We start from the raw sequence: 24,389 nt of genomic DNA on the forward strand, positions 1-24,389 counted from the left end.
CTGCTTTTGGCCGATAGCTGCCGCTCCTGACCGTCCGCATTCGGCCAAAAGCAGACAGTCATGCCCAGCCGTCTCAGCTATCTGCCAGGCGATATAGTGCTTGGGCATGGGATGCCGTTAAACCGGCACGTTGCAGATTTCGGCGACTTTGGGAGCTGGCCAGCGCTGTCGCAGCGACCCAGTGGCAGCCATGCTTCTTTGCTTGCTCTATTCGGTGAGAAATCAGTGCGCCGTGATAGCCATAGCCCCGGGCATCCTTTCGGGTTGCTGCCGTTCCAAGGTAAGCAATGCCGTTGCTGGCCAAGTACATCGCTGCCCCTGCTACTACCGCCCCCTCCGCTTTCAAGACGTAGATTTTCATTCGTCCGTCAGGCCTCTGCCCTGCAAAGGAAGCCTGATTCAGCAGCCGATGCTCCGGCTTGGTATGAAAGCCGCCCGCGTGCACATCTGCGAATTGAGTCAGAGTCTTCGGGGTGACCTCTTCAATTTCGAATGAGTGACGACTCAAAACCACCTTTTCAATGGCACAAGCGAATTGCAAGTGAGTCCAGCCCCTCAAACGCTCAAGCCGTGCTTCACCCACAAAAGCGTATTGCTCAAGTGCCGAAGGTTTTCCGATAAGAGGGGTTACGGGCGAATGTTCCGCTGACTCATTGAGCAGTTTCAACACCGCCAGAGGATCACCGGCGATATCACCGTAGATGCGGTTAAACATTGGGCTGGGCGATGCGCTCACTTGAAAGCATGGAAAGTCTGCATTGAAAAAAACACGTGCACCGTAAGGATTTCCGCTGACCTCGGCCAGGCTCTCAACGCGCGAACGTAAATATTCGCTTTCTGCGGCCTCAATCTTAAGAGCCAGTTCAACATCCATATTCGTTGTTCCTTTGAAATGTCAGGAGCGGTAAAGCGCATCGAACAATACGCTCGAGTCCTGGTACGTACCAGTGGCTGGATTAGCTTCGGGTGTCCGCGTCAGGTCGTTTTCTGCCTCTCGCGACCGGCAGCAATCGTACAAAAGCGGCCGGCCAACACCTACGGATCTCCTGACGGATTCAGAATCCAAAATCCTTGCAATTTCTTATGGCAATTTGCCTATCGGGCAGTAATAATGCATCTGCGAATCATTACCATTAATGACATTGATCATCTTCCATCGCAGGTACCTCCCCCCCATGTTGTTTCCTTCTCGCCCTACGCTGCTCGCCGTATGCTGCTCGGTCAGTTTCTTCGCCCAGGCTGCGGAACCTCTCGAACTGGGAGTGACCGATGTTACTGCCACTGCGATTAAACCCAACTCCAACACGCTACCGGCCCCCTATGCCGGCGGTCAGGTGGCGAGGGGTGGCCAGATGGGAGTGCTGGGTAATCAGGACAACATGGATGTCCCCTTCGTAATGACCAGCTACACCTCGAAGTTGATTGAGGATCAACAAGCTGAAGACGTCGGTGATGTACTGCTCAATGATCCCTCGGTGCGTCAATCCTATGGGTTTGGTAACCAGTCCCAAGTGTTCGTCATTCGAGGCTTGCCATTAACCGGCGACGATATTTCCTACAACGGATTGTATGGCGTCTTACCTCGTCAAATCCTGTCGACGGACGCCATCGAGCGCGTCGAGGTGTTCAAAGGCCCCAATGCCTTCATTAACGGTGTGAGCCCCACGGGCTCGGGTCTTGGGGGCGGAGTCAATCTTCAACCTAAACGCGCAGAGGATGTACCAACGCGTCGCTATACGCAGGACATCAGCACTGATGGCCGTATCGGCGAGCATTTGGATATCGGGCAGCGGTTCGGTGAAGATAACCGGTTTGGCGCCAGGTTGAACCTGAGCCAGCGGGAAGGTGAAACGGCGATCGATAATGAAGATCAACGCACAAAGTTGTTCGTCGCGGGTCTTGATTATCGCGGTGACGGCTTCCGCGCTTCCACCGATTTCGGTTATCAGAAACAGCGCGTCACCGGACTGCGCAACTCTGTCAACGTTGGCAATGCCACCCACATTCCCACTGCCCCTCACGCCAGCCATAACTATGGCCAGGACTGGACCTACTCGGAAACTGAAGACACGTTCGGCATGGTTCGCGGTGATTGGGACCTGAGCGAGAACTGGACGGCATACCTTGCCGGTGGAGCGAAGCACACCCGTGAAACAGGGGTTTACGCCACGCCTACCCTTGTAGGCAATAATGGGGTCGCGACCATTGGTGGCTCGGAAATTCCTCACAATGAAGACAACACGACCTTCAGTGCGGGGCTCAATGGGCGCTTCAATACTGGCCCTGTTTCCCATCAGGTCGCGATCGGCGGCTCAACGATCTGGACTGAGCAGGAAAACGCATACACGTTCTATCGCTCTGTCACTGGCAACAGCAATATTTACAATACCCCAGCGCTTCCCAAGCCAACTGCTGTGTCCAGCACCGGCGGTGAAATGGGTGATCCAGGGGTGACCGGCAAAACCCGAAATCGTAGCCTCGCGATTTCCGATACGCTGGGCTTGTTCGATGACAAACTGCTCGTCACTTACGGCGTCCGGCGTCAGCAGCTACGTGTCGAAAACTACAAATACGACGGCACCACTTCAAACGGTGTAGCCAACCCGGCAAACGATGGCACTCGCAGCACCCTCTACGATGAGTCCATCACCACGCCTGTTTACGGCATCGTGTTCAAGCCTGTGGACAGCGTTTCTTTTTACGCCAACCGAATCGAAGGCCTTGCAAAAGGGCCAGTGGCGTCTGGTACAGGCATCACGAACCTGGGCGAAGCCTTCCCTCCTGGACGCACGAAACAGTTGGAAGCGGGTATCAAGCTGGACCAACAAACCTTCGGCGCCAACCTGAGTGTGTTCCGCATCGAGAAACCTTCCGATGGTTATGTCGACAACGCGCAGAGGCTCTATGTGCGCGATGGCGAACAGGTCAACAAGGGACTGGAGATCAGCGTGTTCGGTGAACCCATCGAAGGCCTACGGTTGATGGCGGGCGGTACCCGCATGACCTCTGAGCTGAAGAAAACCGCTGGCGGCCTGAACGATGGCAACCACGCGATTGGAGTGCCTACGTTTCAACTCAATGCCAGCGTAGACTGGGACGTTCCGGGCATCGAAGGTGCCGCCCTGAGCGCAAGGATGCTGCGCACTGGCGGGCAGTATGCCGATCAGGCGAATAACTTGAGCTTGCCTACATGGAACCGTTTCGACGCTGGGGCACGCTATAAAATGAAGCTCGCTGAAAAGGACCTGACCTTGCGAGTAAACGTGGAAAACATTACCGACAAGAATTACTGGGCGTCGGCAAATGGCGGCTATCTCTCGCAGGGTGACCCGCGCTTGGTGAAGTTCTCGGGAACCGTTGATTTTTAATTACACCCCGCGAAATTCTGGAGTATCAACGCTATCCAAGGCTCATAGAGCGAGAAAGACCGTCGACTGGCAAGCGCCGATCGAAGCGAGCCTGGATAGATCTACTTCAGCGACATGAGAGTAAGCCTCTGACCGAAAGCAGCCGCTCGTGACTGGCTGCTTTTGGTTGCAGACTCTCGTCAGTAATCGAAAACTACTTGCCTAAAATTTCCTCGATGGTGTCGTCGTGACAGATGACTTCTTGAGGCTTGCTGGTTTTAACCACGGGCACCTGGATCGTGACAGGCGGAGCGCCTGGGCGTCCATTAAGGCAAGTCGCCACCTCCTCTCTTCCGGGACTGATGAGCAGACCTCATGAAGCCTTGCCGATTTAACTATCTAGTCCTTAATCGTTAGCCCGCTTACTGTTTCCCAACGCCATATTTGGGAGATCGAAATGCACAAGCGCACACTTGGAAACAGTTCACTCGAAGTGTCAGCCCTGGGCTTGGGTTGCATGGGCCTGAGCCATGGCTACGGCCCGGCGACTGACACACAACAAGCCATTACGCTGATCCGTTCGGCGGTTGACCGAGGCGTTACGTTCTTCGATACCGCCGAGGTTTACGGTCCGTACCTGAACGAGCAAGTGGTGGGTGAGGCATTGGCGCCAGTTCGCGATCAAGTGGTCATCGCCACCAAGTTCGGCTTCACCTTCGGTGCCGACAATAAACAGCAGATTCTGAATAGTCGCCCTGAGCACATTCGACTCGCCGTCGAAGGCTCGTTGCGCCGACTTAAGACCGATTTCATCGATTTGCTTTACCAGCATCGGGTTGACCCGGACGTACCGATTGAAGACGTCGCCGGTGCAGTGAGAGATCTGATTGGCGAAGGCAAGGTCAAACACTTCGGCCTTTCGGAAGCCGGTGCGCAAACCATTCGCCGTGCACATTCGGTGCAGCCAGTCACGGCGCTGCAAAGCGAATACTCATTGTGGTGGCGTGAGCCTGAGCAGGAAATCCTGCCGACGCTCAAGGAGCTGGGGATCGGCTTCGTGCCGTTCAGCCCACTGGGCAAGGGTTTTCTCACCGGCACAGTAGCGGCCGACGCCACATACGGCAGCGACGATTTTCGCAGCATCGTGCCGCGCTTCAGTCAGTCGGCACTGCAAGCCAATCAAGGGTTGGTGGTGTTGATCCGCCAGATAGCCGCGCAAAAACAAGCGACACCGGCGCAGATCGCTCTGGCCTGGTTGCTCGCGCAAGCGCCCTGGATTGTGCCGATTCCCGGGACGACCAAATTGCATCGCCTGGAAGAAAACCTTGGCGGCGCGGACATCACCCTCGATGCGGGCGAACTCCAGGCCATTGACACCGCACTGGCGCAGATCCGCATCGAAGGCGAGCGTTATCCCGAGGCCCTCAAGGCGCGCGTCGGGCGATGAACAACGATCACGATCCGCTACGGCGTACGGTGATCGCCGCACTGGCGAGCGCCCCGTTGCTGTCACTCGCCGACACGCAAACCGCCAGCGAAAGACCACGTTCAGGCTCGCGAATTCTGGTCGCGTACTTTTCCCGCTCCGGCAATACCCGCGTGGTTGCCGGGCTCATCCAGCGCGGATTGGGTGCCGACCTGTTCGAGATCCGTCCGGCCAAAGCCTACCCCGAGGACTACCTGCAAACCGTGGAACAGGCGCGTCAGGAGCGTGACAGCGGCTTCGAGCCCGAGCTGGAAAGCAAGGTTCATGCTCTGAGCGACTACGACACGATCTATCTCGGCTTTCCGATCTGGGGTGAAACCGCCCCGCCGATCGTGCGCGCCTTTCTCAGCGTCCACGACCTGACTGGCAAGACCCTCATCCCCTTCAACACCCACGGCGGTTATGGCTTGGGCAACAGCCGCAGTGTGCTCGTCAAGCACGCACCGAAGACTAAGGTTCTGGAAGGTTTCGTGATGGAGGGTGAACAGGAGAGCAAGACCATGGAACGGGTGAACGGCTGGTTGAGCGATCACCCACTCACGCGTTAATCGAATTCTGTACGGAGTGACATCATGAAAATCCGCACGTTGGGCAATGGCCTGGAAGTGTCCGCACTGGGCCTTGGTTGCATGAGCATGACCTCGGCCTACGGCCCGGCCGCCGACAAGGCCAGCATGATCACGCTGATTCGTTCGGCCCACCAGCAAGGCATCACCTTGTTCGACACCGCTGAAGCGTATGGTCCGTTCGCCAATGAAGAACTGCTCGGCGAGGCCTTGCAACCGATCCGTGATCAGGTCGTCATCGCCACCAAGTTCGGCTTCGATATCGACCTGATCACCGGTGCACGCGGCGGCGGCACCAACAGCCGTCCGGAGCATATCCGCGCCGTGGCCGAGGCGTCGTTGAAACGTCTGCGCACCGATTGCATCGACCTGTTTTATCAGCACCGCGTTGATCCGCAGGTGCCGATCGAAGACGTTGCCGGCACCGTCAAGGAGCTGATCGCCGAGGGCAAGGTCAAGCATTTCGGCCTGTCTGAGGCGGGCGTGAAAACCATTCGCCGGGCGCACGCGGTGCAACCGGTCACTGCGGTGCAGAGCGAATATTCGCTGTTCTGGCGCGGCCCGGAGCTGGAACTGCTGGCAGTGCTGGAAGAACTGGGGATCGGCTTCGTACCGTTCAGCCCTCTGGGCGCCGGTTTCCTCACCGGCCAGATCGACGAGCACACGCAGTTCGACGCCAGTGATTTCCGCAACTTCGTCCCGCGTTTTTCCCCTGAAGCGCGCAAGGCCAATCTGGCATTGGTCGATGTAGTCAAAGCTGTCGCGCAACGCAAAGACGCTACGCCGGCACAAGTGGCGCTGGCCTGGTTGCTCGCACAGAAACCGTGGATTGTGCCGATCCCGGGCACGACCAAACCCCATCGACTGGAAGAGAACCTGGGCGCCGTCGAGCTGCAACTGACCGACGATGACCTGCGCGTGATCAACGAACAGATGGCGCAGATCCAGGTGCACGGTGAACGCTTGCCGGAATCGGCGCTGAGAATGACCGGACTCTGAGTCTGCCCAACGCGGCGCTGCGTGCGGCGCCGCTTTCATTGCCTGACCGGAGTTGATCCAATGAACCGATTGATCGCGCCACTCGTTGCTTTGTCATTCATGGCGGTAGAAGCCCAGGCCGCCAACGAAATCCGCATTACCCCGAACGGCTCCCAGCCCTCGATCAAGGGCGCAGCGCAAAACTTTACCGGCTCTGTACGCGTCGATGGTCTTTTCAAGGGCGAATCACCCGCACGCATCGGCGGCGGCACGGTGACCTTTGAACCTGGCGCACGCACGGCGTGGCACACCCATCCGCTAGGGCAAACGCTGATCGTCACCGCGGGGGTTGGCTACGTGCAGCAAGAAGGTGGCCCGCGACAGGAGATCCGTCCGGGCGACATTGTCTGGATTCCACCGCACACCCGTCACTGGCATGGTGCCACCGCCAGTAACGCCATGACCCACATCGCCATCGCTGAAGCCGAGGACGGCAAGACCGTCACCTGGGCGGAGCAGGTCTCGGAGGCGCAATACGTCGGCCAATGAAGTTACGGAATGTGTCGAGGCTGCTCGCCCGGCACCTTCGCGGGAAACCGTCATCCGACCTCCAGGCCCCGCACCAGCGGGGTCGCGCCGGGATTTCAGCGGTTATGGCAACACCCACTCATGAGTTCTACTCAGGAGTCCATGCGCAATATCGGGGTTAATCGCCCCAACCATCCTCCGTACGATCCAGCGACACCGCATCGACCCCCACTGGATGGAGCCTTTCACGATGACCACTGACCGACGCAACTGCACTGCCCTCCCCGCACTCATGGCGCTTTGTCTGGGCGTCGGGGCGATGTTCAGCGTTACCACTCAAGCAGCCGAGGCAGCGCAGACCATGACCCGCACATCAGCCAGCGCAACTACTTTGTCGAGCCAACAACAAACGATTCCACTGATCGCCGCGTTCATGGCGACCAGCGACATGCCCAACCTCGACGCGGCGCTCAATCAGGGGCTCGATGCCGGCCTGACCATCAGCGAAACCCGCGAAATTCTGGTGCAGCTCTACGCCTATGTCGGCTTCCCGCGCAGCCTCAATGCCTTGAACGAGCTGATGACGGTGGTGCAGGTGCGCAAACAGCGCGGCATCAACGATGCGCCGGGACGCGAGCCGGGCCGCGCTGTCCCGACCGGTGACGAACTGCTGACAGCCGGCACCGCGAATCAAACCAAGATCTCCGGAGGCCCGGTCAAAGGCCCGGTGTTCGAGTTCGCTCCGGTGATCAACCGGTTCCTGCAAACGCACTTGTTCGGCGACATCTTCGAACGCGACAACCTCGACTGGCAAAGCCGCGAACTGGCGACCGTCGGGGCGCTGGCAGCGACGCCGGGAGTGGAATCGCAGCTGCGCTCGCACATGGCGGCGAGCCTGCGCGTCGGTCTCAGTGCGGCACAGTTGCGCCAAGTTACCGAGCTGCTGAAAAAACACGGCGATGCGCAGACGGCTGAACGTGCCAGCACCGCGCTGACCCAAGCCCTCGCGGTTGCGGGGAAATAACATGAAAACTGCAAAGCATTTGCTGAGCATCTCGCTGTTGAGCCTGTTGGCGGCCTGCGCGAACCATTCCGAAGGCCCGCTGCTGATCCAGAAGCAAGGCAGCTTCGCCGTCGGCGGAACGATGACCACGGCACCGGGCACCTTCAACCTGCGCCAACCGATGACGCCCAACGGCCAGACTTACCATGGCGACCACGCCTACGCCTTCTACCAGATCCCGGTGGATGCGCGAAAACTGCCCATCGTCATGTGGCACGGCGCCGGTCAGTTTTCCAAGACCTGGGAAACCACCGCCGATGGCCGGGAGGGTTTTCAGAACATCTTTCTGCGCCGCCACTACGGAGTCTATCTGATCGATCAGCCTCGGCGTGGTGGTGCCGGGCGTAGCGTGGTCGAGACCACAATCAAGCCGACGCCGGACGAACAACTGTGGTTCAACCAGTTCCGCATCGGCCTGTGGCCCAACTACTTCAACGGCGTGCAAGTGGCACAGGACGCTCAAACCCGCGAGCAGTTTTTCCGGGCGATGACGCCAAACACCGGGCCATTCGACATGGGCGTGGTCTCCGATGGCGTGTCGGCGCTGTTCGACAAAATCGGCCCGGGGATTTTGTTCACCCATTCGCAAGGTGGCGGGCCGGGCTGGTTAACGGCGACCAAGAACGACAAGGTCAAAGCCATCGTGGCGTTCGAACCGGGCAGCAGTTTCGTGTTTGCTGACGGTGAAGTGCCGGCGCCGATTCCCAGCGCGTTCGACACGGTGCAAGGCGCAGCGGTGCCGATGGAGCAATTCATGGCACTGACGCGCATTCCGATCCTGATCCTCTACGGCGACAACATCCCGGAACAGGCCGTAGACCTGCCCGCGCAGGACAGTTGGCGCGCGCGCTTGACGATGGCCCGCCTGTGGCGTGATGCGGTCAATCGGCACGGCGGTGACGTACGGCTGATCCACCTGCCGGAAATCGGCATCCACGGCAATACCCACTTCCCCATGTCCGATTTGAACAACGTGCAGATCGCTGATCTGGTCGCGCAATTTCTCAAAGAAAAACAGCTGGACTGACCCAAACACTTTTGCAACTGCCACCCTTTTGATTGCTCAGGAGCTTCACGTGAAGAACACTCTCAAAGCCACGCTCATGTCGGCATTGGTCGGCCTATCGGCGGGCGAAGCCTTGGCCGCCGACTACAAAAAGAACCCATTCAGCCTCGCCTACGACGGCGCGATCAGCAAGAACGAAGCGAGCAAGGTGAACATTCATCCGGTCAGCTACAAACTCAATGGTCTGGACATCGCCGCCAACGTGTACACGCCGGCCAACTACGACGCGAAGAAGACCTATCCGACAGTGGTCGTCGCGCACCCTAACGGCGGCGTGAAAGAACAAGTCGCGGGTCTGTACGCCCAACGCCTGGCCGAACAGGGCTACATCACCATCACCGCCGATGCGGCCTATCAGGGCGCCAGCGGTGGTCAGCCGCGCAGCATCGATAAACCGGCGTATCGCATCGAAGACATCCACGGCATGGCCGACTTCATCAGCCAGTTTGCCGGTGTCGATGACAAGCGTCTGGGTCTGCTCGGCATTTGTGGCGGCGGTGGCTATTCGTTGGCGGCGGCGCAAACCGACAAACGCTTCAAATCGCTGGCGACGGTGAGCATGTTCAACTCGGGCCGGGTACGCCGCAACGGCTACAACGACTCGCAAATCGACAGCATCCAGCAACGTTTGCAACAGGCATCAGCAGCCCGCGCGCAAGAAGCGGCGGGCGGTGCGGTGCTGTATTCGGGCGATGCCAACCTCACCGATGAGCAGATAGCCAAACTGCCCTTCGAACTGTATCGCCAGGGCTACGAGTACTACTGGAAAACCCACGCACACCCCAACTCGACCTTCAAATACACCACCAGCAGCTTGCTGGATCTGATGCGTTTCGACGCCACCGACCACATCGAGCTGATCAATCAACCCTTGCTGATGATCGCCGGCAGCAAGGCAGACAGCCTGTACATGACACAGGATGCGTTCCCGAAAGCCACCGGCACTCCTGACAAAGAAGTGTTCATCCTCGACGGCGCCACGCACATCGAAACCTATTGGGTGCCGCGTTATGTCGATGCCGCGATTGGCAAACTGAACACGTTTTACGCACGCACCTTGTAAGCAACTCTCTGGGGGTCGCGCATCCATGCGCAACCTGCTTTCATGGATAAATCCCGCGCCCCTCATGGAAGGTTCTCATCAATGTCCCGCGCCAACCTCAACGACCTGCAAGCCTTCGTGGTCATTACCCGCGAAGGCAGCTTCACCCGCGCCGCCGCCCAGCTTGGCGTCTCGCAGTCGGCGCTGAGCCACACCATGCGAGCATTGGAAAGCCGATTGGGTGTGCGCCTGCTGACACGAACCACGCGTAGTGTCTCGCCGACCGAGGCGGGTCAGCGGCTGTATCAATCGATGGCGCCGCGGTTCGATGAGATCGAACTGGAACTGGCCGCCGTCAGCGAATTTCGCGACACCCCTGCCGGCAATGTGCGCATCCAGGCGTCGGAACACGCGGCGAACAATATTCTCTGGCCGAAGCTGCTGAAGGTGCTGCCCGACTACCCGGACATCAAAGTCGAAATCACCGTTGACTACGCCCTTTCCGACATCGTTGCACAGCGTTATGACGCGGGTGTGCGCCTGGGCGATCAGGTGGCCAAGGACATGATTGCCGTGCCGATCGGTCCATCGCTGCGCATCGCCGTTGTTGGCGCGCCGGAGTATTTCAAACAACGGCCTTACCCGATGGAACCGGGAGATCTGGCGGCGCACAACTGCATCAACCTGCGCCTGCCGACGCACGGCAGCCTGATGCAATGGGATTTCGAAAAGGATGGCCACGAACTCAAGGCCCGCGTCGAAGGCCAATGGACATTCAACAGCAGCGTGCCCATTCTGCGTGCGGCCGTGGCGGGATGTGGCTTGGGTTTCCTGCCTGAGGACATGGTGGCGAAGGAGCTTGCCGACGGTAGCCTTGTGCGGGTCCTGGAAGATTGGTGCCAACCCTTTGCCGGTTATCATCTCTACTACCCCAATCGCCGTGAACATTCATCAGCGTTTGGCGTTGTCGTTGAAGCGTTGCTCTACAAGCCCTGAGTCATCGACCTTCAAGACGCATGGGTTTCATCCACCCTGCCACCCACGAAGCCGCCATTACCGATTGGCTTAGACGGAGCATCAAACCCGGCATCCGCTTGGTATCAATTTGTTCTGGAGCTCTTGCAGCCGCACGGGCCTGAGGCGCCGGCTAGTCAGATGCGCGATGTTGGAGCTATCCCGCATCAGTCTGTGCCAGGGGATCGCGCCTGACTCATACCCATGGAACCATGGCCTCTTGCCTGCCGGCTACTGCGCCGTAGCTCTTGTGGAGTGCGTCCGACAACGCGCATGAAGCTGCGAAGCATATGATCGGCATCGCCGAATCCACAGCGCCTGGCGATACCCTCGAACGTCTGGTTGCTGTCCTCAACCAACGGCCGTGCCGACTCAATACGTAGACGTTCGACTGCTTTGGAGGGAGTCACTCCGATAGCCGCAGCAAATACGCGGCCAAACTGGCGCACGCTCATACTGGCGATGTCGGCCAATCGTTCAACGGACAAATCTTCCTGCAGGTGATCGCGTGCATACGTCAGCACCGCACGGATCCGGTCCGAACCCGGGTCAAAATCCAGCAACGAAGAAAACTGATACTGACCACCTGGCCGCTGATAATAAACCACCAGCATGCGCGCGACGGACCGCGAAACTTCCTTGCCCAGGTCTTGCTCAATCATGGCCAGGGTCATATCGATACCCGCCGACATACCCGCGGACGTCCAGACATTGCCGTCTTCGGTCCAGATTCTGTCTCCATTGACCTGCAGCGACGGGTATCGCGCTTGCAATTGCGGCGCATAGTTCCAGTGGGTGGTGGCCACGCGGCCATCGAGCAGACCGCTCTCGGCAAGCAAAAAGGCGCCCGTACACACACTCGCAGTGCGACGTGAGTTCGCGGATATCTGCCGTATGATCGCCGCCAATGAAGGCATCCTGTCAGCGATCGGCGCGGTTGGCGCTCCGACGACGATGAGCGTATCGAAGTGCTCGACAGCCTGTATCGCTTCCGTTGCAACCTGCAGCCCGCTCGACGCATCGATCAACCCGCCCTCCAGTGAGGCAATGGTGAATCGATAGCTCGAAGGACGTCCACGATTGGCGTTACTGAAGGCTTCGAGCGGGCCGCTCAGATCAAGGAGTACAAAGCCTGAGTAAACCAGAAAACATATATGACGCTGCATGAACGAAACGCCCGAAGTCCGAGTGATGGCGTCATGGTAAGCGGTTGCAACCTGGAAGGGCATCATAATTGCGATGCCGCTGGCGCACGCCAGGCGCCGCGCTTCTTGGCCGAAAGCCAAGGAAAAATGTCCATTGCGCCGGATCCTTGCAACGTACCTTGAATGCACCCAAACATGCATGAGGACTTGCAAATGACCTTCAACATTCATCCCGGAAAATTTTTGACATGCGCCCCGCTGCTGGCCGCATTACTGATGGCCCCCGGCATGGGCTACGCCGCCGAAGACCCTTATGCGGATCCGGTCAAGCCCGCGCTCCCGGCCTCCACTTTCGAGTGGGATTCCAGCCGTACCGCCTTGGTGGTGATCGACCCGCAGATCGACTTCATGAGTAAAGACGGTGCGGGCTGGGCAGTTTTCGGTCAGAGCGTCACAGAGCAAAAACTCGTACCGCACCTGAGTCAACTTTTCAAAGCGTTCAAACAGGCCGGAGCAACGGTAGCAATCTCACCCCACTACTATTATCCCCACGATCATAAATGGGAGTTTGAAGCTCCAGCAGAGTCCGTCCAGCACAAGCTCGGGCTTTTCGATCGCAAAGGTGCCTTGACGCTCGACGGGTTCCGTAACTCGGGGGCCGACTTCATGCAGGAGTTCAAGCCTTTCATCGAAGACGGCAAGACCATCGTCGCCTCACCGCACAAGTTGTACGGACCTCAAAGCAACGACTTGATGCTGCAGTTGCGCAAACAGCGCATCGACAAAATCGTCCTTGCCGGGATGGCGTCCAACCTGTGCGTTGAGTCACACCTTCGTGAATTCCTGGAACGCGGCTTTGAAGTCATCGTCGTACGTGATGCGATTGCCGGACCCAAACTGCCTGACGGCGACGGATACGGTAGCGCGTTGGTCAACTTCCGCTATATCGCCAACGGTGTGATGACTACAGAACAAGTCGTGAAAAAACTCGAAGGCCGGTAATCCTGCTTAGGAACGTTAACACCCACATACGGGAGCTCTAGCGGCTCCCGTGTCAATCACCCCACTAGGCAGAACGCTTGAGCACCCGTTCAACGCGTTGTACCTCTGGCCCCTTGAACACCTGGATACGGTCATCAAGGCCCAGGCGGCATTCGATTCGCGGGACATCGAGGCAGTGCAAGCCTGACCCGATGGCCTTAGAAGTCGGTGATCAACGTCCCCTCGATACTCTCGGCAAACCCGCCACCGAAGACTTTGGTCGGTGTGGCGAAACCCGACAGACGTTCACCCTCCAGCACCCGACGCGCTGCCTCCACGGCCGCCAGAGGCGTGTAGGAATAGCCGTTCACGGTTTCGATCACAGACCGGGCGATGACGCTGTCAACACCCATGACCTCAACAACGGCTCGGGCACGATGCGCCTCCCTTTCCTCAGCCGTCGGACCATCGGGCAGTGTTGAGAGATCTCCTTCTGGAAACGCATCGCCTGACATGTGCACGAACATCGCGATGTTCGGGATGCCAGTCGAGTGCCAGCCCGTCACCAGATCACCAAACGATAGCGGTGCGCACAGGACCGGGCCGTCACCGAAATCGAAATGACGCAGCGTGGCGTCAGGCGTGGCGATCAGCTCGCCATCGACCCTCGCCATGACCCCTGCCCCGATGATTTCACTGACGCTCATGGCCGAGCCACGTGACATCGAACCAGGGACCTGAAGCGCGATGCTCAGCGCAAAAGGCTGTTCGACACGCTTGGCGACATGCACCGCCAGCGAATCGGTCGGCACCACGTCCCAACCCACGCCGGGCAAAAGCATGACCTGATGCGAAACGGCCTCTGCGCCCAGTTGCTCGGCCAGCCGATAGACGTTGATCTCTGCGGTGATGTCCAGATAGTCGACACTGGCCTTGATACACGCACGCATCAACGGCTCTGCGGTGTGCGCAAAGGGGCCGGCGAAATTGAGCAGGACAGAGATACCGGACAACGCGCCCGCTGCATCGGCGTCGGCATCGAACACCCGAAACGGCACGTCCAGATGCGCAGCGAGTACCGCCAGACGCGCGTGATCGCGCCCGGCGATTTCGAACCGCAAGCCCAGCGTTTTTGCCCGTTCAGCGGCCATGCGACCGGTGTAGCCGGTGGCGCCGTAGATCAGCAGTGTGCTCATTGGACGTGCTGCCATTTTTTATAAACGAATTCAAGGCTGTACCCGTCCGGGTCCAATACATTGGCGGCATAGTAATCCGGGTCATAGTGCAAACGTGCACCTGGCGCGCCGTTATCGACCGCGCCCTCTTTCATGGCTGCGGCGTAGGCGGCGTCCACCTCAGCCTTGCTCTTGGCGACAAAACCCACATGGGCGGCACGTCCTTCAACGATCCCCTCACGCAGCCAGAAAAGCATCCGGCCATTGGCGCCGAAACCTTTGAGGTCGGGATGCCCCGGCGGGCCATCTTTGCCGTCGTAGTCCAGGCGCGCGGTCATGCCCAACGGGGTCAAGGCCGCTTCGTAGAAACGGATGGAACGGGTGATGTCGCTTACCGACAAAAAGACATGATCCAGCATTGCGTAATCCTCAAATGGTGTAGCTGCAAGCGGCTCAGATGTTGTAGCCGCCAGCGACTTCGATGGTCTGGGCATTGATCCAGTTACCGTCCAGCGACAGCAAACTGGCAATCACGCGCGCGACGTCCTCCGGCTCACCCACCCTGCCCAGCGCAGTCTGCCCCGCCAGCAAAGCCTCGAACTCGTCGTTCAAGCCGCCGCCAAGTTCGGTACGGATCGCGCCGGGGGACACGGCGTTGGCGCGAATCCGTCGTTCGCCAAATTCTTTGGCCATGTAACGGGTGAGCACTTCGAGTCCGCCCTTGAACGCCGCATAAGGCGCAACACCCGCCGTGGCGACACGAGTGGTCGCGCTGGTCAGGTTGACGATACTCGCGCCGTCCGCCAGCAGCGGCAGCAATGTCTGCGTGAGGAAAAACGGGCCTTTGAGATGCACATTGAACAGGCCGTCAAACTGCGCTTCGCTGATGCTGGCCAAGGGTTCGAACAGACCATACCCGGCATTGTTGACCAGGCCACTGAGGGTGGTGAGGCCCCACATCTCGCGCAAGGCACGTGTCACAGACTCGCGAAACCCGGAGAAACCTGTAACGTCAGCCACATCGAGCTTGAGCGCAACTGCCTTGCCTCCCGCCTGCTCAATACGCTCCACGACGGAGGCGGCTGCTTCTGGATGACTGTTGTAGGTCAGGATGACACCCATACCGCGCTGCGCAATATGCTCGGCGGCGCTGGCCCCGATGCCGCGACTCCCACCTGTAATGACAATGACGCTCATGCGCTGTTCCTCTGTGCTTCGAATGAGAACCCAGCGTACTGAGCCTTACCAACCGGAGCGCATCCGTTTCTGCTCGAATCCTGCCTGTTTCTGCTTTTTGCTTGCAGCACACTCGCGTCTGCCCTCAGCATGCAAGCCATGGACAATCAACTGAACGAACTCAGGTCACTCGCGGCCAAGGCGGAAAACCGGCGTACGGAAACCGGTATTCCGCGTGTGGCCATGGTCAAGGGCAAGATCCCCGAGCACATGCTCGCGGCGGTCTATGACCCGATGATCAACGTGATTCTGCAAGGCAGCAAAAGCATGACCGTGGGTGACCGCACCCTGCGGTATGACCCCGCGACCTATTTCGTCATGTCCATCGACCTGCCTGCCGTGGGTTCGGTACACCCTGCCGAAACCGGAGAGCCCTATCTGGCCGTCAGCCTGACGCTCGACCCAACGGTGTTATCCACCCTGTTCGCCGACCTGCCCAAACCTGCCAGTCGCGTCGATCACACGCCTGGCTTTTCAGTCGCGTCCATGAACACTGACCTCATGGACGCCTGGGTGCGCATGCTCAGACTCATGGGCGATCCGGCTGCCATCGCAGCGCTGGCCCCGGTCTACGAGCGGGAGATCATCTTCCGCGTGCTTCAGGGCCCCCTTGGCTGGATGCTGCGAGAGATCGCGGCGCCCGACAGCGCGATGGCCCGAGTAAACCTTGCAGTACAGTGGATCCGTCAGGACTTTGCCCAACCCATCGGCGTCGAGCGCCTGGCCGAACGAGCGTCGATGAGCGTCTCGGCGTTTCACCGCCACTTCAAGGCCGTGACCAACCTCAGTCCGTTGCAATATCAGAAACGCGTGCGCCTGCTCCAGGCCAGAACACTGATGGTGACGAATGCAAAGAGTGTCATGGCCGCTGCATTCGAGGTCGGGTACGAAAGCGCAACCCAGTTCAGCCGGGACTACGCAAAGGTGTTTGGGCTTCCCCCGGCACAGGATGCGAGCAAAATCCATGCGCAAGTGAGAGCCGTTGGAGGCGATTGAGCGGCATACCGCAGGTCACTGTGACTGGCAGCAGAGGCAGGCTTGCTCAAAGGTCAAACGCCGGACATCCTGGCGGTGAAGGCGACCTTCTTCGACCGGGCGTTTGCCGAGGGCCTGGATGTGAGTCTCTCCGACCTTCAGCGCCTGCGGTGGGGTGTGCACGGCGTAATAGCCCAGGGCAAGATCGTGCTTGTGAGGCACGGCTGATCCGAGAATGAACTGAGTATCAGAAACCGCTTCGAAGTGGACCGACTGGCTGGAGTGTTCGAATGCCACCAACTCTTCAGGCTGAAGTTCTTCGCCATTGGCCAGCAGCTTCCCTTCGACGGGAGATACCCAAAGCATGGTGTGTCCGCTCGGCGAGAGGCAGGATCTGGTTGACTGCTTCTGGTCGAAAGTGATCAGCCGTGAAAATCTGTTACTGGCCCGACCGTTCGTAGACGGGCGACAACCGGATCTGTACGCTCCCGAAAAATCCCCCCGACCTGAGTAAAAACTTCTGGAAAGGAATCCCAGCGTAATTTGCGACAGGAGACGCGCATGTTTTCAAAAAACAGACTGATCGGTTTGGCCGTGATGGTTTTCATCATCTCGGTGTGGGCAATGGCGTGGCCTGTATCGAAAGCGCTTCCAGGCGGGGCTTTCAGCGAACCCGTAGGCTCTGTCTACAACGGACTGAACGTTCTTTTTACGGCGCTGGCTTTTGGCGGAGTGATCATCACTTTGCTCTTCCAGGCCGAAGAGGCCAAACATGCAAGACGTGAAGAAATCGAACGTTCCATATTCGATTTGTTTCAAACGTTCACCTCTCAAGAGTTCCAGGAGGTCAAGAACGGCGCATTTCGTGCTCTGCTGGCTGGCGTGCAGGACGAGAAGTACGCGCATTTTCTAGCCAGTCGACTATACGCCGTGGACCAATTACCTTTTCCCGAAACAGTCATTCCCATCCTGCGTGCACTCGATGAGTCGAAGGCGAACCTCAACGACGCTCAGATCGAGCAAGCGGACCGGGCTGATCGATTGATGCTGGACAACGTGCTCAACTTCTTTGCATTGCTGGCACAGCGCAAGTCTTCGTCAATGGTCATCAAACACTGCGACTTCGCATACGATTGGTGGCGGCCAACGTTATGGCTGGTGGCACTGCTGCAGCAGGAGCATTTTAAAAATTCCCAAGCGATTCCGGTGTATTGCAGAAATCGTAAAATCGCCGAGACCCTGGTCGTGCTGGACGAAATCTATGGGCACACTGCGCTGACGACACCGCTGGAAATACGTCGTTATATCGATACGCACCCAAAAATCGTGATGTTTCGTAGCAAGCCACAAGCCAGAACTGCAGGGTTTGAGCACGCATCAGCTAGCCCTCAATGACTTGGGGTTCCACTCGCTCCCCTGATTCGTGCGGTGTCCTTTGCCGGCCGCAAGCAGAACAGGCGCGCGTAATCCTGGCTGCACTGAGTTTGGCTCGCGTAACCCGAACTCACCCCATCACGGCCAATCAACCACCACCGCCTGCGGATCGCCCTTCCTCATCTCCGCCACTTGCATATCCGCCTGCGCCTGGGTCGCATGACAGAACACGAACGCATTCTGGGTCTTCCCGCTCGGCCCCTCCCCTTCGGCGCTGCAGACCACCGCACCTGGCTGGCAGACCAGCGTATTCACCGCCAACTCCCCCCAGAGCCCAGGTTGCGCCTGCTTCACCTTGGCGACGTAGCTCCTGAGCGCCGATTGGATATCCTTCGCCGCTCCCGGGATGAGTTTCACCGGGCTGACGGTCGAGCCATAGGTGTGCTGGGTAGCCAGCACCGCACTGCAATAACGGGCATCCACCGGCGCTGCGGTAGGTTGTTCCTGGACCAGCGCGGCCGGCTTGATCTGCGGCACCGACGCACTCACCCCGGCAGGAACGACCAGGGCTAGCTCGCGACTGGCCCGATTGCGCCATACCGTCATGCTCGACTTGTACCCGGCGCGCATCTTCCCGATGATGGCCTGCACATCGCCGGGCCGGCTGACGACTTGCCCGGACACGTCGAGAATGACGTCCATCGGCTTGATCCCCGCCTCGGCCGCCGCACTTCCCGCAGCGACACTGATGACCCAAGCACCCTCGCCACTTTCCAGCCCCAGGGCCTTGATCAGCTCAGGACCGGGCGCTTGCAGTTTCAGCCCCAGCGAGTTGCCCACCTCGGCAGTCGGCGTGGTCGTTTTCAGCGGCGCGGCAACCGGCGTCGGCGCTGACTTGGCAATCGGTGGTGGCGCCCAGTTGATACGGATCGTGTCTCGGGACAGTTGCAGGTTGGTATAACCCGCCACCCGTTCGACCGCCGCCTGAGCCTTGGCCTGGCTGTCTTCCATGACGCAGACGCCACGGTTCGCTGCGAGACCATAGGCCGAGCGCAACATGGCGTTAAAGGCCGCCGTCTCGGCGGCGCCACTATCGGCGAAGTAATCGGTGTAGCGGAACACGGAGGTCAGGTACTGATGTTCCTCGGTGACTTCGAGGCAGTAGCCATAGGTGGCGATCTGGGTATGACGTGTATGGTCGGCAGCGCCGTTGCCACTCAGGCAACCCTGCTCGTTGCGTACCTGCTGGATGGCATCGACCTGCCACCCGTGCACCTTGGCCATGTGCGCATCCCCGGAGGCGGCGGTCTTGCGCTGGGTGTCGCTCATATAGTCGTAGCTCGACGTCAGTTCCTCGCAGGTCTTGCCGCGCCAGGTCGAGGTGGTGATGCCCACGCTCTCGGGTGTCTGGCTCGCCTCGCTAGCCGAGGTCAGCATTGGCGAAAACACGGCGTGAGCCACCTGCGCCACGCAGCCGCTCAATAGGCCGCCGGCAAGCGCCACGATACCCAGCTGCAATGCCATCCGCCTTGCTCCACCCATTGCCCTGCGCTCCCCTTCATGATCGACCTGTGCTGAAAAACCACCCGCGTTCCTTTTGAGTGCCTTGCAAACACGGGACGGAGTGGGCTGGCCGCTAAGCTAGTCCAGCAAAAGGCTTTACGCCACTACGTTTTTCTGGCGCCTGTAAATCCGACAACTGCCGTTGCTGCAAATAAATCTGACGGATCGACTCGGGCCCACTAGCTTGCCCTTCAGTGCATAGGAGATGATGGCAGCCTGCCTTGGGGAGGGTGTCAACTTGAACAACAATTTCACCAGCGGTTTTATCGCTGCGGCGCGCGCAGTTGCGCTCGGCGGCACAGTCGCGCTTTCGAGCGGCTGCGTGCTCGATCCGGTTTCTCTGATCGCCGATCCGATCATGTACGCCGCCGGCCCGGACCCTGACGAGTACGCGGCGCAAGTTCAGGCGGAACTCAACACCAACCTCAAGAATACTTTTCTTGCACAGTACCGTGGCGAGACCTGCGCGCAGATCACCGCGTTCTGGCCTGAACGCATGGCGTCCATTGCCCGGGACCCGAATAGCTGGGGCGGAAAGCCGGCCACGGAAGCGGTGCAACAGGTCGTCCAGGAAAAGAACTGTCCGCTGCCCGATACGACCGTGGCGACGACAGCAGCACCCGCCGCCAGCGCTACGCCAGCGATCGAACGTGATCCGGCGAGCTTTGCCGCAGTCCTGGCCAACCCGTCGGCAGGCTGGGGCACAGTCTCCACGAAGGGCGGCGCACAGATGTCGCTGACGCAGTGGATTGCCCGAGAGCGGCCGGAGACGTACCAGAACCGCTCATGCGACTACCTGCACCAGGCAATGCTCTACAGCAGGGCGATGGAAACGACGAAAGTTCCCGAGATCCAGGCCTGGGGCGCCTACAAGCGAGTGGCGCTGCGTCAGGTGCTCGACAGCCGCGACTGCCCCGCATTCACTTCCAATGGCATCGGCCGAACCGGCGCCTATACCAGCCCCATGGATCCGATCAAGGCCCAGCGCCTGAACCTGCCGCTCCAGGGCGCCTCGGTCGAGGGTCTGGTCCCTGGTGGCAACGCCGAGCGTGCGGGCCTGCAGTTCGCCGACGTGGTGGTCGCGGTCGGCACGACGCCAGTGGCCGACAATGTCGACCTGCTGGTCGCCACCGGCAAGCTACCCACCGGTGCGAGCCCGGTGTTCAAGGTCTGGCGTAACAACGGTTTCATCGAAGTGCCCGTTGTGATGGGCCCGCCACAAGCGTCCCCGACGAGCACCGCCAGTACGGCGAAAACTGCACCGGCATCACGCTTGCTGGACATGCAGCTGGCAACCCTCACCCCCGACTACGCCAAGGCCGTAGGGCTGCCTGAGGCCAAAGGCGCCTGGATCGTCGAAACCAGCAAGGGCGGCCAGGCCGAGCGAGCCGGCCTGAAGGCGCTGGACGTAATCCTGGAAGTGTCTGGGCAGGACGTCACCTCGCCAGAGGACTTCGCAACCGTTGCGGCGAAAACCCGCAAGGGCTATGGCACCAAGGTGGTGGTGTGGCGCGCCCAGGCCAGGAAGGAACTGAAGGTAGTGTTGAACAACGGTTCGCTCTAGGCTATGTACGAAATGTATTCGAGCTCGTCCTTCAAGACGGGCTCGGAATGCTCATTTACTTCGCCTCCTACATCAATCGCCACATTTCATAGACGGGCCAAACTGCTCCGGGTCGATTGCATCCCGTTAACGGCAGAAATCGGCCAGAAGCCAGCATGCGCCCTGGACACTATGCGCACTCAAGCTCTTCCCGCAGAACTCCCTCCCTCTCAGAAGCGCAAGACAGCGTCCAATGACCTGCACCTTGGCCACGCAGGCGTAGGTACTCATGATCAACCAGTTCCGATGGCGGCGCGTCGCCGACAGCCAGGGCGAATGACATTGCCTTACGCCGTATGGACAAAGCCGGTGTGACGCTGACCACCACCAAACAATTGTTCGCCGAACTGGCGGGCAGTTGGGCCACACCAGAAGGCGGCAAGTTGGTTCAAGTGCTCACGGAGGCCTTCGGCGAATAAAAAGCCAAAGAACCACATGCGGACTGGCCTCACAAGGGAAGTGGCCTGTCCTGGACGACCCGTTTCATGACGAGAGTCGAGGTCAACCGTTGCACATTGGGTAACGTCGAAAGGCACTCATCGTAAAGCCTCTGGAAGGCCGGCAGATCCTGCGTGATCACATGCAGCAGGTAGTCGGGCTCCCCAAAAAGACGCTGGGCATCGACCACCTGCGGTATTTCGACAAGCGCGGTTTCGAAAGCTTCGACTGCTTGCCGGTCACCCTCGCGAAGCGTTGCAAACACCATGGCGGAAAAATTCAGACCGAGAGCCGCGGGATCGAGCTGTGCGCGATAGCCCATTAATACGCCCGACTCCTCCAATGCCCGGACTCGCCGATGGCATGGGGAAAGGCTAAGGCCCACACGCTCGGCCAGTTCGGTGACGGACAGGCGACCATCCTTTTGCAACTCCGCAAGAATCTTTCGATCAATTCTGTCCATACAGAAAATTCTCCCAATCACAGACGCCATGATGAGTATCTTTGAAAGTAAATTCTAACGATTTTTCACTATTCTTCCTCCTGACATTCATTGCCACGCTCCGCTCACAAACGATGCAGGGGCGCATTTGATTCAAGGAGCGAGGAGCCCCATGACCCTCAGTGTTTTCGTTGCATTCTGGGCAGTGTCGATGCTGTTCATCATCACGCCCGGAGCCGATTGGGCCTACGCGATCTCTGCAGGCTTGAAACACCGAGTTCTCCTGCCCGCCATCGGCGGACTGTTATCCGGCCATTTGCTTGCAACGCTGATTGTTGCCGGAGGAGTTGGCACGCTCGTCGCCAACCGCCCTGGGGTCTTGTCTGCCCTTACGGTGGCTGGGGCGGGTTATCTGCTTTGGTTGGGCACCAACATGCTGACCCGTCCAGCCACGGCCTGCGCCGATGAGACCCAGGAACCCGGCACATGGAAAAACTGGGCGTTCAAGGGACTGTGCGTGAGCGGGATGAATCCGAAAGTGTTCCTGCTGTTTCTGGCGCTCTTACCTCAATTCGCCGACGCTACCGCTCCCTGGCCGGTGCCGATGCAGATGATTGCGCTCGGATTCCTGCACACTGTCAGTTGTGGCCTGATCTACCTGCTGGTGGGATTTGGTTCGCGAGTCATTCTTGGGGCGCGCCCTGGTGCCGCTCAATGGGTCAGCCGTTTCTCGGGGGCTGCGATGATCGTCATCGCGCTGGTGCTGCTGATCGAACAGATGCGGGGGTGACCCCCTTGAGCGAGATGTGCCTGACCTTTAAATCGCAGCCCGTTGCTGCCAGGAGCCGTTATGAAAAGCCTTAGGGAACTTGCCGCTGAAGGTCTTCGGGTCGGCGACCGGTTCACGATAGTCCGCTGTTTTTCAGCGGCTGACATCCATCAGTTCGCGCAGATCTCTCGAGACTACAACCCGGTTCACTGCGATGCGAACTACGCGCAATTGCGCAGGTTCAAGGCGCCCATTGCCCACGGCCTACTGACTGCCAGCCTGGTTACCGAAATAGGCGGGCAAATCGGCTGGCTGGCAACCGGGATGAATTTCGAGTTCAAACGACCGGTTTATGCCGATGAACACATTACTTGCCATTGGCTCATCTGCGACATCGATGAGCGTGGTCACGCAAAAGCTGAAGTCAAGATACTCAATTCGCAGGGCATCCTGGTGCTGGAGGCAACGACGACTGGCCTCCTGCCTGGAGCCGAAGAGCGTGACCGCCTTAAGCAAATGCTTGCTGAAGGCGATCACACAAACGGAGCTGCCGTGACCGCGACTTGATGTCCTGAAATGAGTGCTAAGTGGTGCTCCCTCAGTGAGCCTGCAGGTTGAATCAAATCCGTACGCGACAGTCAGCTATGGGTCGAAAGCAATCATTCATGAGTGTCTGCTTATGGCAGAACATACGTTTTTACCCACAGAAAATCTCAAGTGTCACCACAAAATCGCTGTCGGCCGTATCGTCAGCAGTTTCGAATCAGAACATCCTGGTAGCGCCTTGCGTGTCGGCGTTGCCCTTCAGGGCACCCGGTTATCGCTGCCAATTCCGCATACGTATAGTCCTTTCCCTATGGCGCGATGACGAATAAACCCGAGTGGCGTCGATGTATTCAGGTCGATGACGTGGGTTATCAGCCGACACGAGGAGGGACCATGAACACCACATCCATTCCCGAGGGTTTCACTCCGTTTACCCGCAGCAGTCCGTTGCTGGATTTGCTTGGCCCGATCTACGCGAGGGGCCAGGGGCTGGAGTTGGAACTGGGATTATTGACTGATTCACGCCATGCCAACGGCCGCGGCACGTTGCATGGCGGTGTGTTGGCAACATTAGCCGATGTGGGGATGGGTTACGCCATGGCATTTTCCTGCGACCCTCCGCAGCCGTTGATCACGGCGAGCATGACCCTGGATTATCTGGGCGCCGTACACATGAATGAGTGGCTGCAAGTGCGGCTCGAGTACTCGAAAAAAGGACGGCAACTGGCATTCGCGGCTGTCAGCTTGCATGTCGGTGAGCGAAACGTTGCGCGCGCCAGTGCGGTGTTTGCTGTGCCAATGAGTTGAAGGCGTAATAGTCCAACGATTTCAACACCCTGACCCAACGGTCCTAGGACGTTATAAATCATCCTACAAAAACCTCAGAATCCATCACCTACCCTACCCCGCCCATGAACGTTAAAGTCCACCGCGTCGCCCCAAAAGGCGATTCGGGTTTGGCGACCCGCGTAATGAGTGCGAAGGTGTCCTGCTCATTTGCAGGCGCCATCGCACGTGCAAACCGCAGCACCATGGCGGTTGTGCGTGGGAGG

General features: G+C 59.0%; 24 protein-coding genes and 1 pseudogene. 17 read left to right on the top strand and 8 right to left on the bottom strand.

Annotated elements, in window-relative coordinates; translation table 11 throughout:
• Window positions 1-73: 73 nt before the first annotated feature.
• Window positions 74-874, bottom strand: a complete 801-nt coding sequence (locus tag IB249_RS09725) for a GNAT family N-acetyltransferase (protein ID WP_192303976.1) — start codon at window positions 872-874, stop codon at window positions 74-76.
• 301 nt (window positions 875-1,175) lie between these two features.
• Here IB249_RS09725 and IB249_RS09730 point away from each other — a divergent pair, with 301 nt between their 5' ends.
• The 9 genes from IB249_RS09730 to IB249_RS09770 all read left to right on the top strand — a co-directional run bounded on the left by IB249_RS09730 (window position 1,176) and on the right by IB249_RS09770 (window position 11,072).
• Entirely contained in the window at window positions 1,176-3,368 is a 2,193-nt protein-coding gene (locus IB249_RS09730; protein ID WP_192303978.1) for a TonB-dependent receptor, read from the top strand.
• A 436-nt stretch (window positions 3,369-3,804) separates the two neighbouring features.
• Complete coding sequence (locus tag IB249_RS09735; protein ID WP_192303980.1) at window positions 3,805-4,794, top strand: aldo/keto reductase; 990 nt, start codon at window positions 3,805-3,807, stop codon at window positions 4,792-4,794.
• Window positions 4,791-5,381: a flavodoxin gene (locus tag IB249_RS09740; protein WP_192303982.1), complete on the top strand. Its 591-nt coding sequence runs from the start codon at window positions 4,791-4,793 to the stop codon at window positions 5,379-5,381. The genes IB249_RS09735 and IB249_RS09740 overlap by 4 nt, the downstream gene beginning before the upstream one ends.
• A 24-nt stretch (window positions 5,382-5,405) precedes the next feature.
• Window positions 5,406-6,398: an aldo/keto reductase gene (locus IB249_RS09745; protein WP_192303984.1), complete on the top strand. Its 993-nt coding sequence runs from the start codon at window positions 5,406-5,408 to the stop codon at window positions 6,396-6,398.
• A gap of 60 nt (window positions 6,399-6,458) precedes the next feature.
• A complete protein-coding gene (locus IB249_RS09750) occupies window positions 6,459-6,926 on the top strand; it encodes a cupin domain-containing protein (RefSeq protein WP_192303986.1) in 468 nt (155 codons plus the stop codon).
• A 229-nt stretch (window positions 6,927-7,155) separates the two neighbouring features.
• Window positions 7,156-7,929 (top strand): carboxymuconolactone decarboxylase family protein, encoded by a 774-nt coding sequence (locus IB249_RS09755; protein ID WP_192303988.1) that lies wholly within the window; start codon window positions 7,156-7,158, stop codon window positions 7,927-7,929.
• 121 nt (window positions 7,930-8,050) lie between these two features.
• The gene (locus IB249_RS09760) at window positions 8,051-8,995 is read left to right on the top strand and encodes an alpha/beta hydrolase (protein WP_192304861.1); all 945 of its coding nucleotides are present in this window, start codon (window positions 8,051-8,053) and stop codon (window positions 8,993-8,995) included.
• A 49-nt stretch (window positions 8,996-9,044) separates the two neighbouring features.
• Window positions 9,045-10,097, top strand: a complete 1,053-nt coding sequence (locus tag IB249_RS09765; protein WP_192303990.1) for an alpha/beta hydrolase — start codon at window positions 9,045-9,047, stop codon at window positions 10,095-10,097.
• An 81-nt stretch (window positions 10,098-10,178) separates the two neighbouring features.
• Window positions 10,179-11,072: a LysR family transcriptional regulator gene (locus tag IB249_RS09770; RefSeq protein WP_192303992.1), complete on the top strand. Its 894-nt coding sequence runs from the start codon at window positions 10,179-10,181 to the stop codon at window positions 11,070-11,072.
• A 185-nt stretch (window positions 11,073-11,257) separates the two neighbouring features.
• Here the strand turns inward: IB249_RS09770 and IB249_RS09775 are convergent, their stop codons facing one another.
• Window positions 11,258-12,376 carry a GlxA family transcriptional regulator gene (locus tag IB249_RS09775; RefSeq protein WP_225606894.1) on the bottom strand — a complete coding sequence of 373 codons (1,119 nt, stop codon included), beginning with the start codon at window positions 12,374-12,376 and terminating at the stop codon, window positions 11,258-11,260.
• 72 nt (window positions 12,377-12,448) lie between these two features.
• Here IB249_RS09775 and IB249_RS09780 point away from each other — a divergent pair, with 72 nt between their 5' ends.
• Window positions 12,449-13,237, top strand: coding sequence for a cysteine hydrolase (locus tag IB249_RS09780; RefSeq protein WP_192303994.1), 789 nt, complete (start codon window positions 12,449-12,451; stop codon window positions 13,235-13,237).
• Window positions 13,238-13,434: 197 nt separating this feature from the next.
• Here IB249_RS09780 and IB249_RS09785 read toward each other — a convergent pair whose 3' ends face one another.
• From IB249_RS09785 to IB249_RS09795, 3 genes are read right to left on the bottom strand one after another with little or no spacing between them, the layout of a single operon-like run.
• Complete coding sequence (locus IB249_RS09785; RefSeq protein WP_192303996.1) at window positions 13,435-14,412, bottom strand: saccharopine dehydrogenase family protein; 978 nt, start codon at window positions 14,410-14,412, stop codon at window positions 13,435-13,437.
• Window positions 14,409-14,810 (bottom strand): VOC family protein, encoded by a 402-nt coding sequence (locus tag IB249_RS09790; protein WP_192303998.1) that lies wholly within the window; start codon window positions 14,808-14,810, stop codon window positions 14,409-14,411. Before IB249_RS09790 ends, IB249_RS09785 begins: the two co-directional genes overlap by 4 nt.
• 34 nt (window positions 14,811-14,844) lie before the next feature.
• Window positions 14,845-15,588, bottom strand: coding sequence for an SDR family NAD(P)-dependent oxidoreductase (locus tag IB249_RS09795; RefSeq protein WP_192304000.1), 744 nt, complete (start codon window positions 15,586-15,588; stop codon window positions 14,845-14,847).
• 138 nt (window positions 15,589-15,726) lie between these two features.
• On the opposite strand from IB249_RS09795, the gene IB249_RS09800 reads away from it, so the two are divergent.
• On the top strand, window positions 15,727-16,623 hold the full coding sequence (locus tag IB249_RS09800) for an AraC family transcriptional regulator (RefSeq protein ID WP_192304002.1): 897 nt from the start codon (window positions 15,727-15,729) through the stop codon (window positions 16,621-16,623).
• A 15-nt stretch (window positions 16,624-16,638) separates the two neighbouring features.
• Here IB249_RS09800 and IB249_RS09805 read toward each other — a convergent pair whose 3' ends face one another.
• On the bottom strand, window positions 16,639-16,968 hold the full coding sequence (locus tag IB249_RS09805; RefSeq protein WP_192304004.1) for a hypothetical protein: 330 nt from the start codon (window positions 16,966-16,968) through the stop codon (window positions 16,639-16,641).
• A 195-nt stretch (window positions 16,969-17,163) separates the two neighbouring features.
• On the opposite strand from IB249_RS09805, the gene IB249_RS09810 reads away from it, so the two are divergent.
• The gene (locus IB249_RS09810; protein WP_192304006.1) at window positions 17,164-17,997 is read left to right on the top strand and encodes a hypothetical protein; all 834 of its coding nucleotides are present in this window, start codon (window positions 17,164-17,166) and stop codon (window positions 17,995-17,997) included.
• A gap of 117 nt (window positions 17,998-18,114) precedes the next feature.
• On the opposite strand, the gene IB249_RS09815 is transcribed toward IB249_RS09810, so the two are convergent.
• Window positions 18,115-19,500: a PDZ domain-containing protein gene (locus IB249_RS09815; protein WP_192304008.1), complete on the bottom strand. Its 1,386-nt coding sequence runs from the start codon at window positions 19,498-19,500 to the stop codon at window positions 18,115-18,117.
• Window positions 19,501-19,777: 277 nt separating this feature from the next.
• On the opposite strand from IB249_RS09815, the gene IB249_RS09820 reads away from it, so the two are divergent.
• Window positions 19,778-21,103 carry a PDZ domain-containing protein gene (locus tag IB249_RS09820; RefSeq protein ID WP_192304010.1) on the top strand — a complete coding sequence of 442 codons (1,326 nt, stop codon included), beginning with the start codon at window positions 19,778-19,780 and terminating at the stop codon, window positions 21,101-21,103.
• Window positions 21,104-21,384: 281 nt separating this feature from the next.
• Window positions 21,385-21,561 (top strand): annotated as a pseudogene (locus tag IB249_RS09825) (isochorismatase); the annotation flags it as partial.
• 29 nt (window positions 21,562-21,590) lie between these two features.
• On the opposite strand, the gene IB249_RS09830 reads toward IB249_RS09825, so the two are convergent.
• Window positions 21,591-22,043, bottom strand: coding sequence for an Lrp/AsnC family transcriptional regulator (locus IB249_RS09830; RefSeq protein ID WP_192304012.1), 453 nt, complete (start codon window positions 22,041-22,043; stop codon window positions 21,591-21,593).
• A gap of 151 nt (window positions 22,044-22,194) precedes the next feature.
• On the opposite strand from IB249_RS09830, the gene IB249_RS09835 reads away from it, so the two are divergent.
• The 3 genes from IB249_RS09835 (at window position 22,195) to IB249_RS09845 (ending at window position 24,144) form a co-directional block, all read left to right on the top strand.
• Window positions 22,195-22,812: a LysE family translocator gene (locus IB249_RS09835; RefSeq protein ID WP_192304014.1), complete on the top strand. Its 618-nt coding sequence runs from the start codon at window positions 22,195-22,197 to the stop codon at window positions 22,810-22,812.
• Between the two features lie 60 nt (window positions 22,813-22,872).
• Complete coding sequence (locus tag IB249_RS09840; protein ID WP_192304016.1) at window positions 22,873-23,358, top strand: MaoC family dehydratase; 486 nt, start codon at window positions 22,873-22,875, stop codon at window positions 23,356-23,358.
• A gap of 372 nt (window positions 23,359-23,730) precedes the next feature.
• A complete protein-coding gene (locus tag IB249_RS09845; RefSeq protein WP_192304018.1) occupies window positions 23,731-24,144 on the top strand; it encodes a PaaI family thioesterase in 414 nt (137 codons plus the stop codon).
• Window positions 24,145-24,389 lie beyond the last annotated feature (245 nt).

It is taken from the genome of Pseudomonas sp. PDM04, from assembly GCF_014851765.1.
Classification (GTDB): domain Bacteria; phylum Pseudomonadota; class Gammaproteobacteria; order Pseudomonadales; family Pseudomonadaceae; genus Aquipseudomonas.